The 11,509-nt window shown below is 52.8% G+C and carries 7 protein-coding genes; 6 read left to right on the forward strand and 1 reads right to left on the reverse strand.

All coding sequences use genetic code 11. The features are described from left to right. The first annotated feature begins 91 nt into the window (after positions 1–91). From glnA to tilS, 6 genes are all read left to right on the forward strand, one after another. Complete coding sequence (gene glnA / locus H6F80_RS12345; RefSeq protein ID WP_190791847.1) at positions 92–1,510, forward strand: type I glutamate--ammonia ligase; 1,419 nt, start codon at positions 92–94, stop codon at positions 1,508–1,510. A 949-nt stretch (positions 1,511–2,459) separates the two neighbouring features. Then, positions 2,460–5,201, forward strand: a complete 2,742-nt coding sequence (locus H6F80_RS12350; RefSeq protein WP_242067315.1) for a DUF3536 domain-containing protein — start codon at positions 2,460–2,462, stop codon at positions 5,199–5,201. Between the two features lie 219 nt (positions 5,202–5,420). Continuing rightward, the gene (locus H6F80_RS12355; protein ID WP_190791848.1) at positions 5,421–7,154 is read left to right on the forward strand and encodes a DUF3352 domain-containing protein; all 1,734 of its coding nucleotides are present in this window, start codon (positions 5,421–5,423) and stop codon (positions 7,152–7,154) included. A 276-nt stretch (positions 7,155–7,430) separates the two neighbouring features. Further along, positions 7,431–8,429 carry a c-type cytochrome biogenesis protein CcsB gene (ccsB, locus tag H6F80_RS12360; RefSeq protein ID WP_190791853.1) on the forward strand — a complete coding sequence of 333 codons (999 nt, stop codon included), beginning with the start codon at positions 7,431–7,433 and terminating at the stop codon, positions 8,427–8,429. A gap of 26 nt (positions 8,430–8,455) precedes the next feature. Then, complete coding sequence (locus H6F80_RS12365) at positions 8,456–8,914, forward strand: KGK domain-containing protein (RefSeq protein WP_190791849.1); 459 nt, start codon at positions 8,456–8,458, stop codon at positions 8,912–8,914. Positions 8,915–8,932: 18 nt separating this feature from the next. Beyond that, a complete protein-coding gene (tilS, locus tag H6F80_RS12370; protein WP_190791850.1) occupies positions 8,933–9,994 on the forward strand; it encodes a tRNA lysidine(34) synthetase TilS in 1,062 nt (353 codons plus the stop codon). A 60-nt stretch (positions 9,995–10,054) separates the two neighbouring features. Here the strand turns inward: tilS and hmpF are convergent. Next, positions 10,055–11,509, reverse strand: a 1,455-nt coding sequence (gene hmpF / locus H6F80_RS12375) for a pilus motility taxis protein HmpF (protein WP_190791851.1), incomplete at its 5' end; no start/stop codon positions are given.

An 11,509-nucleotide genomic window follows, 5' to 3' on the forward strand; every position in this document is an offset into this window, starting at 1 on the left:
AGAGTGCCTTGAATGCTTGAGTAATCCAGTCGAACCGCTCAGTTTCCACTCCACTGAATTTTAATCGCTCATCGTTGCTAAGGAGCAGTTCATGACGACCCCCCAAGACGTTCTCAATTTGATTAAAGAGCAAAATATCCAGCTCATCGACCTTAAGTTTGTCGATCTGCCTGGAACCTGGCAGCACCTCACCGTTTATCATGACCAAATCGACGAGAGCAGCTTCGATCAGGGCGTACCGTTTGACGGTTCCAGTATTCGGGGATGGAAAGCGATCAACGAATCAGACATGATGATGGTGCTTGATCCTAATACCACCTGGATTGACCCCTTTATGGCGGAGCCGACGCTGAGCGTGGTATGCAGCATCAAGGAACCCCGGACGGGCGAACCCTATTCTCGCGATCCTCGAACGATCGCCCAAAAAGCAGTAGACTACCTCTCCTCGACTGGAATCGGCGACACGGCTTTCTTCGGTCCTGAAGCGGAGTTCTTTATTTTTGATGATGTTCGCTTCGACCAGAATCAGCACGAAGGCTATTATTATGTTGATTCGATCGAGGGTCGTTGGAACTCTGGTCGTGTTGAGCCGGGCGGCAATCTGGGCTATAAGCCCCGCTACAAAGAAGGCTATTTCCCCGTTGCGCCGACTGATACTTCGCAAGACCTGCGGACTGAAATGTTGCTGACGATGGCAAAGTGCGGTGTGCCGATCGAGAAGCATCACCACGAAGTCGCATCGGGTGGTCAGTGCGAACTGGGCTTCCGGTTTGGAACGCTGCTTCAGGCAGCAGACTGGCTGATGACCTACAAGTACTGCATTAAGAACGTTGGGAAGAAGTACGGCAAGACCATTACCTTCATGCCCAAGCCCGTCTTCAACGACAACGGTTCTGGAATGCATACCCATCAATCGATTTGGAAGGGCGGCCAGCCTCTGTTTGCAGGCGATGGCTATGCAGGTCTGAGCCAGATGGCACTGCACTATATCGGCGGTATTCTGAAGCACGCTCCCGCTCTGCTGGCATTCACCAACCCAACGACCAATTCCTACAAGCGTCTGGTTCCGGGATTTGAAGCTCCGGTGAACCTGGCATATTCGCAGGGCAATCGATCGGCTTCAGTGCGGATCCCGCTATCTGGTACAAATCCGAAGGCGAAGCGTCTGGAGTTCCGCTGCCCGGATGCAACCTCGAATCCATACCTGGCGTTTGCGGCAATGCTTTGCGCTGGAATTGACGGTATTAAGAATCAGATTGATCCCGGTGAACCGCTGGATGTGGACATCTACGACCTCAGCCCGGAAGAGCTGGCTAAGATTCCTTCGACTCCGGGATCGCTAGAAGATGCGCTGGAGTGCCTGGAGAAAGATCACGACTTCTTGACGGTGGGCGGTGTGTTTACCGAAGACCTGATCAATACCTGGATTCAGTACAAGCTGGACAATGAGGTGAACCCGATGCGCCTGCGTCCGCACCCCTATGAGTTCTCGCTCTACTATGACTGCTAAAAAGGGACTGCTCAAATGAGCGATCGAGATCCGCTGAGTCTTAATTGCCTCTGGTGATCTATATCTAATTTGCGAGCGATCGGACGTGCTACGGTGCGTCCTTTTTTGTTGCCTCACAGTTCCTTCGGATCATCTGGATCATCCCTATCCTGAGAATATCTTCTGATTGATAGAGTTTTCTCAGTTCAGATGGACAGAAGATCTGGAGAGAAAAGCAAAATTGATGCGAAAGTCGGGTTTTGTGAATATTGAGTGGTGAATTTTTCGGCAGAAACAGCTAGTGCTTTTCTGCGATCCCGATGACGATGAATTTGGCTTGCAGCAAATTTTAGAACGGGGATCAGTTATTCTGCCTGATTTTCAAAAATTAGCGTTTCGATCGATTTGTGTTTTTGGAAAATAGCAGGCCGAATTCTAACCTTGGTTTTACCCTAAACATGAAGAACTCTCACTTAGTGTAGAGATTTGGTAAGAGATTGTTGTAGAGAATTAACACACCCCATTCCTTAAGCTTTAGGTTTAAGATACAGCAAGGATATCTCTGCGCTGCATTCAGGAAGTTACTTCAGATATTCCCCTGATTGAATCGCAAAATGTAAATTGCAAGTGAAGCACGGCTTATCCTTCCTGCTTGTTCAGCGTTAAGCAATAGAGTTGGTCTTTGCATCATCCCCGTTTGTTATTTTGTTAGCGATTGTTTCCTGCTTTATCGCGATCGGCTTAACCGCACTATTCCAAAAACATTGCAGAAACATTGCAAAAAGCACTTACTGCAAAAGATTTGTGTTTCTCATCATGTCTTGCTTGCTGAAGCAGCTAGCAAATCGTTTTGTCCTGAATCCTTCGGCCTTTCTAGGGTTTGTGGCTTTTAATTTTGATTTATCTTCAGTTGATCCCTGATTAATTTCTGCGTTTATTTCTGCTGATTTGCTTTTCTATTCCCAAGAGTATGACTTCTCAATCTTTTAACTCGGCTGATTCTTCTGACTTCACTTATGCAGATGCGATAACAATGCAGGATTCTTCTGCTCCAAGCTCAAGTAGTTTCTTATCTGAGGTCATTGCTTCATCAGGCGGGGATCATGTGAATACAGCTTCGTCTGCGTTTCTGAAGCCTGATCCCATTCAGCAGGCACATGGGGTTTATGTCACAGTACACGGTCACTTCTATCAGCCGCCGCGTGAAAACCCTTACCTGAATTCGATCGAGCGTCAGCCGAGTGCATCTCCGTTTCATGATTGGAATGAGCGAATTTATCACGAGTGCTATCGACCGAATGCCTTTGCTAGAGTGTTAAACGATCGTGGCGAAGTGCTGGGGATCGTGAATAACTACGAGTATCTCAGCTTCAACATTGGTCCGACGCTGATGAGCTGGCTAGAACAGCACGACCCGGAAACCTATCAGCGTATTCTGGAAGCAGACCACAAAAGCTGCGATCGCCTCAATGGACATGGCAATGCGATTGCTCAGGTGTATAACCACATCATTATGCCCCTAGCAAGCGATCGCGATAAGCTGACGCAAATTCGCTGGGGCAAAGCTGATTTTCGGGCCCGATTTGGACGTGATCCCGAAGGCATGTGGCTGGCAGAAACGGCAGTCGATCAGGCAACGTTGGCGGCATTGATTGCAGAAGGAATTAAATTTATTGTTCTGGCTCCCTCGCAGGCGCAACGCTGTCGTCCGCTTCCAACGACTAACGAGCCTGATCCCTATTGGATTGAAGTGGGGGGTAGCCAGATCGATCCGATCCAGCCCTATCGCTGCTATCTGAATCCTGCGTCTGATCCTTTGTCGGGATCGTTCCCGATCGCCACAGACCGTTCCTACATCGATATCTTCTTTTACGACGGCCCCATCTCCCGCGATATGGGCTTTAACGATGTGCTGAGCAGTTCGCATCACTTTGTGGGGCGGTTAGGGCAGGCAGTGCGCGGGGATCATCGCCCGGCACAGCTTATTTCGGTGGCAACCGATGGAGAAACCTTTGGGCATCACAAGGGCGGCACTGAGAAAGCTCTGGCGTATGCCTTTGTCGAAGAGTTTCCGCGTCACGACTGGACGGTGACAAACTTTGCCCACTATCTCAGCCTCAATCCGCCCACTTGGGAGGTGGAGTTGAAGCCCGTGACTGCTTGGAGCTGTTCACATGGGGTCGATCGCTGGCAAGAAGACTGCGGCTGCGGCGGCGGCGGGTTATGGAATCAGCAGTGGCGTAGACCGCTCCGGGATAGTTTGGACTGGCTGCGGGATCAGCTTGTGAAAGTGTTTGAAGAACAGGGGCGAAAGCTGTTTCGTGATCCTTGGAAGGCGCGGGATGAATACATTCGCGTCATGCTCGATCGCAGCCCTGCTAACGTGAATCGATTTCTTTCAGAGCATCAGTGCCGGAAGCTGACGGTAGGCGATCGCATCGATGCCTTGAGACTGCTAGAAATGCAGCGGCACACCCTGTTAATGTACACAAGCTGCGGTTGGTTTTTTGATGAACTCTCTCGCCCGGAAGGTACACAGATTTTGCGCTATGCGGCGCGTGCCCTGGAGTTAGCCGGAGATGTAGCAGGCGTTCAGCTTGAAAAGGTATTTATTAAGCGTTTGGCGGCAGCTCCTAGCAACGTCGAGTTTTTCCAGAACGGGGCAGAAGTGTATCGGCAGCTTGTGATTCCGGCGCAAATTAGCCTGGAGCAGGTGGCTTCGCACTATGCAATCACGTCGCTGTTTACGCCCTACGCACGGGATCAGCGGCTTTATTGCTACAGCATTCATCAGATGGATTACCAGATTCAGCGATTGGGATCGCTCACGCTGGCAGTCGGACAAATTCAAATTACTTCAGAGCTGGTTCGAGAAACGCGTCATTTGGTGTTTGCGGTGCTGCACCTGGGTGGCTGGGACTTCCACTGCTGTATTCAGCCCTTTGCCGGACGCCGATCGTACACCCAGCTTCGAGACAGTTTATTTGAGGCAATGGCTCAGGCAAGTGCGGCACGAACGATCCTGGCAATGAATCGCGCCTTTGGAAATCAGTCCTACAGCTTGCAAGATCTGTTTGCTGAAGAACGTCACCGGATTATGCGCCTGCTGAGTCAAGAAACCTTGACTCGATTGGATCAGCTTTATACCCAGGTTTACCGCGATAACTACGGGGTGCTGATGGCATTTTACCGAGATGCGCTAGAAGTGCCCCAAGAACTCCAGGTTGCCGCAGAAGTGGCAATCAGCCATCGCGCTCTCACCGCACTGCAGTCGCTAGAGCGAGAAACGAGCGACTTCCCGTTCAGCAATCCCGAAGTTTGCCACAGCTATCTCACCGAACTCGAAGCGATCGCTACGGAAGCAGCCCATCTGCACTGTCCGATTAAGCCTCCCCAGATCAAACAAACCCTGGAGCGCCTGATTCTGCGATCGCTCTGGAATCTGCTGCACAATCTCAACCCAGACACGATCGAAACCGATGCCACCTGGATCGATCGTCTGATCGCGCTGGGCACTCATTTCAATCTGGGGCTTTCCCTCGATCGCGCTCAGGAGCTTTACTTCCGCCATCTGCACGGTCATATTCTGCCTGATTTAACTGGGACTTCTGGCGATCGACCCAGTGAAGCTTGGATGATTGCTCAATTGCGCCCGCTGCTGAAACTCGGTAAAACTTTGGCGATCGATCTCCGAGGATGGTCTACGGATTAAATTTCTTGGGCGGATCTTGACCCCACTCTCAATCCCACTTCCAAACCTATAGAGGAACTTCCGATCGGCCTTCCTCCCCTGTCCACCAATTTTGGGGATCTAGCGGGTTGCGAAACCTGGACCTCTAAAAAATTCTCATGGGGATCGTTTATCGGCAACTCGAATTGACGATCGATCGTCTATAGTCGAATGTGCGATGGCGAGAAGGGAGGAAATGGGGTGAAGCTTAAACTGCTTGAACAGCTCAAGAAACAGCCAAAGCTACTGGTGGCATTGGGGGCATCGCTGGGAATGGTTGCAGGCGGAGCCGTTGCCTGGATGCTGGTACAGCAAAAACCAACTGCCGTGGGTTTACCTGCCGGATCGGAAGTGTTGCCTCAAGAGACGGTTGCGCTGTTTTCCTTCTCTACTAATGAGAATCAGCTACAGCAGCTCCGGCGATTGGGTACGCTTGAATCCCAGTCTGCCCTCGATCGCACCGTTGCTGATTGGCGCGATCGGTTTCTCACGTCAAACAACCTCAACTTCGATCGCGACATCAAACCCTGGGTGGGTGATGAGATGACCGTGGCGTTTCTATCTGCGGCACAGCAGGCAACGGAATCTCCAGTGATTGTTCTCCCGATCGCCCATCCTGAGAAAGCACAGCAGGCCTTTGCGACTCCCAAAGTTGCTAGCGGTCAGGAAGCGGTCGATCGCGACTACAAGGGCTTCAAAATTCGGGAAGTTCACGGGCAAACCGATCGGGCATACGCGGCAGCCGTGATTGATAATCGCCTCGTGGTTGTGTCTCCTGACCCAAAGGCGATCGAGCAGGCGATCGATGTGTATCGCGGCAAAACTTCCGTGGTACAGGCTCCTGGCTATGCCCAAGCGTTTCGGCAGCTTGAAACCACAGCTAATCCCTTTGTACGGTTCTATCTGAGCGTGCCTCAGTCGATTGCTCTGGCTGCGAATAATCCCATGCAGCCGCTCCCGCCCCAGATGCTGATTCCTTTTCAGGCAAATCAGGGCTTTGTGGCGATCGGTACCGTAGATCGGCAAACGGTAAACTTTGAGGGCGTTGGCTGGCTGCCTAACGACAGCAAAATCCGCTACCGCACTGGGGATCAAGACGATCGCATAACTACCCTGCTGCCTGCGGAAACGCTGCTCGTGAATTCTGGAGACAGCTTCAAGCAGTTCTGGCAAAGCATCGACCTGCCTCAGGAAAACGCCCCACGCGGCACGTTTAACCCCAGTCTGGTGCGGCAAAGCTTTGGCAATCTCACCGGGCTGGATTTCGATAAAGATATGGCCGCCTGGATGGATGGCGAATACGCAATCTCGCTGATTTCTGCTCCGCCTGCTTCCCCGGCGAACCAATCTACCAATCCACAGACCAATCAGTCCCGTGCTGGGATTCTGCTGCTGGCGCAGACGAGCGATCGCCGCAAGGCAGAACAAACATTCCAGAAGCTCGACGCAGTGATGGGCGATCGATATCGCTTCCAAGTCACTGAAGCGCAGCTTGGCGGCAAACCCGTCACGACCTGGGTCTCGCCTTTTTCGTCGCTCAGCATCACCCACGGCTGGCTCGATGGCAACGTTGCCTTTATCGCGATCGGACCCAACCTTGCCAGTACGATTTTGCCTGCCCCGGCAAGCGCACTGGCCCAAAACACGCTGTTCCAATCTGCAACAGAATCCAACTTTCAGTCCACGGACGGGCATTTCTTCCTGGATCTCGATCGGCTCGCCACCCCTAACCTGCCTTTGCCCCTGCCCAAACTTGCCCCCAATGACCAGAAAGCAGTGAATGCAATTCGGGCAATTGGCGCAACTACGGCAGCACAGGACGGGCGCACGATGCGATATGACATTCAAATTTTGATGAATCAGTCCTCTAAAGCTCCCACTGCCCAGTCCAGCCCCAGTCCTAACCCCAGTCCCAGCACTGAATCCAGCCCCTAGAGAAGGTTTAAACAGTCATTGCCATCGCCTAAATCGCTCCCTGTACATAATTCTGTGGAAAACAGAATTTTCTCCGAATCTTAAAGCTCCCTATTGATAGGGAATTTAGCGGGCGATGCACCACCTCTCCCATGTCTCCCCCATCCTTAAGAATTTGTTGCTCAAAATGCAATCAAACTCCAAATCGGGGAGCAGGCTCGGTACGATAGAAGAAGACAGTCTTTCTAATGATGCTTGTCTTGGTTGACTGCATCTCTCGCGCTGGAGATTTTTGGGATGGATCTGGTTGCACTGCAAAACTGGCTTGATAACGCTTCCTTTGCCGTTTTGTTTTTCACGATGCTGATGTATTGGGCGGGAGCCGCTTTCCCCAAGCTTTCCTACCTGCCGACTTTGGGCGCGACGGGGATGGCGATCGGCAATCTCTGTATTGCGGCATTGCTGGGGGCACGCTGGATCGAGGCAGGCTATTTCCCGCTCAGCAATTTGTATGAGTCGCTGTTTTTCATTGCCTGGGGCATTACGGCGATGCACTTCGTTGCGGAAAACATGAGCCGCAGTTCGCTTGTAGGTGTGGTCACGGCTCCGATCGCGATGGGCATCACGGCGTTTGCAACGCTGACCCTGCCTGCCACGATGCAGTCTGCCGAGCCGCTTGTTCCTGCGCTGAAGTCAAACTGGCTGATGATGCATGTCAGCGTCATGCTGCTGAGCTACGCCGCGCTGATGGTGGGTTCGCTGCTAGCGGTCGCGTTTCTGGTCGTCACCCGCGGGCAGGAAATTGAGCTAAAGGGAAGCTCGGTTGGCACAGGAGCATACCGGGATTCGCGCCTGCGCCTGCGTCGTGCCGGGTCGGAGAATGCTGCGCTGACCCTGAGTGCGGCTCAATCGACTGATGCTGCTACGGCAGTTCTGACCCCGGCAAGTGAAACGATCGCCCTCACCCCTCAACGGCTCAACCTGGCAGACACCCTAGACAACATCAGCTACCGGATCATCGGTCTGGGCTTTCCGCTGCTAACGATCGGCATTATTGCCGGAGCGGTTTGGGCAAACGAAGCCTGGGGATCTTACTGGAGCTGGGACCCGAAGGAAACTTGGGCACTCATTACCTGGCTGGTGTTTGCGGCTTATCTCCATGCCCGCATTACACGTGGTTGGCAGGGTCGTCGTCCGGCAATTCTGGCGGCATCGGGATTCGTCGTTGTTTGGGTGTGCTATCTGGGCGTGAACCTGCTGGGCAAGGGGCTACACAGCTACGGCTGGTTTTTTTAGGGGCTATTCGTTAGAAACCGGAAATCATGGAAGAATTTGAAGTCTTAAGCAGCGATGAAGTGCTGCACGTCCGATCGGGTCGAATCCTGATGCGAAATCCAACCTTTAAGGCAAGCGAGTTGCTGGATGCCCTAGCGCAGCTGATTAGCGAACAGGACAGCGAATGGACGGAAGAACAGGAAGACTGGTTCACCGATCGCGGCTTGAGCTGTGAGGTTTTGCGCGTCGGAAATGTAGGCTGGCAGCGCGGCAGAGTCAGAATTCGCTTTGAGTTCGCACCCGAACGTCCTAAACTGCTTCGGGAAAGCCCCCCACTCCAAACTGAAACCTACTCCCGCCCCGAAATCTTTTTGCCCCGTAGTCGCGACGAAGGCTATCCGCGCAATCCATCCCCAAACCGGGAAGACATCTACCCCAGACGCAATTCGCCTCAAAACGAAGACTGGGATGACAGAGACGATTTTGAAAACGAGCGCGGCTATTAACTCAGTAGTTTATTCCCTGTGTCTGATGCTGTTTGGTCAAGGTTTCACGCTCGACTCCACCAAACCCTGCGCGATCGCTCTCTCCTGCCTGCCCACCGATCGGTGCTGGTTGCGGTTTCCGGCGGACAGGATTCTCTCTGTCTGATTCAGCTGCTGCTCGATCTACAGTCCCACTGGAACTGGCGGCTTGGTATTGCTCACTGTAACCATCGCTGGCGATCGGACTCAGACGCAAACGCAGACCATGTGAAACAGTGTGCTGAAACCTGGCAGATTTCCTATCACAGCGCGACTGCGACAGAACCGCTCAAAAGCGAAGCGGCTGCCAGAAACTGGCGATATCAAGCTCTCATCGAAATTGCTCAGCAGCACGGCTACGGGTACCTCGTTACAGGACATACCGCAAGCGATCGAGCAGAAACCCTGCTGCATAACCTGCTCCGAGGCAGTGGAACCGATGGACTGCAAGCCCTTTCCTGGCAGCGCGAATTGCTTCCTGATCTATGGCTGGTTCGTCCCCTACTGAAATTTACCCGGGCTGAAACGGCTCTCTTTTGCCAGGCGCAAGGCTTAAAAATTTGGGAAGACACGACCAATCACGACCTGAAATTTAAGCGCAACCGCATTCGTGGAGAACTTATTCCCTACCTGCAAACTCACTTCAATCCGCAGGTTGAGTTCACGCTCGCGCAAACGGCAGAACTGTTGCAGACAGACGTAGATTATCTGGAAACGGCAGCCGCAGACCTTTTACAGCAATCTCTCGATCACTTGGAAAGCTCAGAGCAAGGAAACCAACGCCGATCGATCGATCAAATTCCTCCTTTCCCCCGCCTGAACCGAATCGTACTGCGATCGGCTCCCCTGTCACTTCAGCGACGGGCAATGCGGCAATTGTTGCAGTCATTTCTGCCTCAAGCCCCCAGCTTCGACCAGATCGAAAAGCTCGTTGCCCTGATTACTGCCCCCAACCGTAGCCGCACAGATCCCTTTCCCGGAGGCACGATCGCCCAAGTCAACCATGAGTCGATTATCTTTGTCGGTCAAAGTCCCCCAATCCTGGGGGATTTAGGGGGCTAGAAACCCTCAAGCGTAAACCAGAAGCGACAAAGCTCTTAAGCACCAGAGAAACTCGATCGATCAAGAAACTGCATACTGGACCTGCGGATTTGTCAGCCGTTCGATCGTTTCCCGCATTTCGCTCAGTGCTTGATGCTGGTAGTCGCTGGCTTCCTGAAACTGAGTCATCATGGCAGCGATCGCTTCTGCTTTCTGACGCAATCCGTTCAAGCTGTCCTGCATGGGCTGAAGGGTTTCCTGGTAGGTATTAACCTTGCCCCACAGTTCGCCTACGGCTGACATTTGGGATTTGAGGTGCTGTTCGAGTTGAAGCAGTTCTTCTCGCTGTGCCTGCTGCTGCTGGGTTTGCTGCTCGATCGCCTGCTGGTCAGTGTCGATCGCCTGCTGCAACTGCTGAATCTGGGTTTCGAGTCCTGCGAGTTCTTGAGCCTGCTGCTGACGGAGAAGCTCAATGCGCTGGAGTACTGGCTCTAGATTGACGGCAAAGCTCTCTTCCTGATCGATCGGGTGTCCCTGACGACGGGCTAGTACCATTTGATGCTGCTTTAAGGTTGCCTGCCGCTCTTGCAGGTTGCGTCGCTGACCAATCAACGTTTCGTGCAGCATTTGATAGCGGTCTTGCTCGTCGGCAAGTTCGGTTTCCAGGCGAAGGCGATCGTATTCACTTGCCTGCTGAATCTGCTGCTTGAGTTGGTCAATTTCCTGTCGCTGAAACGTTAACTCCTCCTCCTGCCCATTCACAAACCGCGACAGTTTCTCCAGATCGTTTTCGAGGTCGGTTGTGATTGTCTGGAGTTCATCCAGCGACAAAATCTCAAGCTGACCGAAATCAGCCTTATCATACGAGCCTGCAAGCTGAGCAACCTGCTGATGCAGCCCTTTCTGTCCTTCCAGATATTGGCTCAACACTTGAGCATGGCTCTGACGAAGGGTGAGCGTTTCCTGTTTCGCCCGCAGATCCGCTTTTGCCTGCTCTACCCCCGCCTGCGCCTGATGCCATTGCTGCCAGCGATCGTGAATTTCCTGCGCCTGGCGATCGACCTGTGCCTGCGTGTCCTGTGCGGTGGAGCGATGCTGCTCTAGGGACTGCCAGGAGTGATCAAGCTGCTGCTGCTGTTGCCCAATCAGTTCAAAAGACAGGTTGAGCTGTTCTTGAATCGAGTCGGTAGGTGCCACGGCTCCCGATAAACGATTCAGGAGTTCCTGAAGGTAATTTGCCTGTCCTGCATCGAGCGTTGTGGACTGGTTTAACTCTGCCTTTTTTTCTTCCAGGCGGTTCATCTCGCCGTGGAGCTGTGCCCAGGCTCCCTCTAGCTCTTGCGTTCGCCGCTCAAACTCTTGCTGGAGGCAATCGACTTCTTCCCGCCGAGTGTCAATCTCCTGTTTTTGCTCCTCCAGCCCCGAAAATTCTGCTTCGAGCTGCTGAAGCTCTTCCTGTCGCGCCTCCAGTTCCATTTCGCGCCGGTTTAGCTCCTGGCTCTGGTAGGTGAGGGATTGCTTCCACTGCTCAATTTC

Origin of the sequence: Leptolyngbya sp. FACHB-711 (assembly GCF_014695615.1) — a bacterium.
Classification (GTDB): domain Bacteria; phylum Cyanobacteriota; class Cyanobacteriia; order Elainellales; family Elainellaceae; genus Leptolyngbya_A.

Bases quoted from the DNA above. Each gene is read 5' to 3' on its own strand.
- glnA (WP_190791847.1), top strand. From the start codon at position 92: ATGACGACCCCCCAAGACGTTCTCAATTTGATTAAAGAGCAAAATATC.
- ccsB (WP_190791853.1), top strand. From the start codon at position 7,431: ATGGATCTGGTTGCACTGCAAAACTGGCTTGATAACGCTTCCTTTGCC.
- H6F80_RS12365 (WP_190791849.1), top strand. From the start codon at position 8,456: ATGGAAGAATTTGAAGTCTTAAGCAGCGATGAAGTGCTGCACGTCCGA.
- H6F80_RS12350 (WP_242067315.1), top strand. From the start codon at position 2,460: ATGACTTCTCAATCTTTTAACTCGGCTGATTCTTCTGACTTCACTTAT.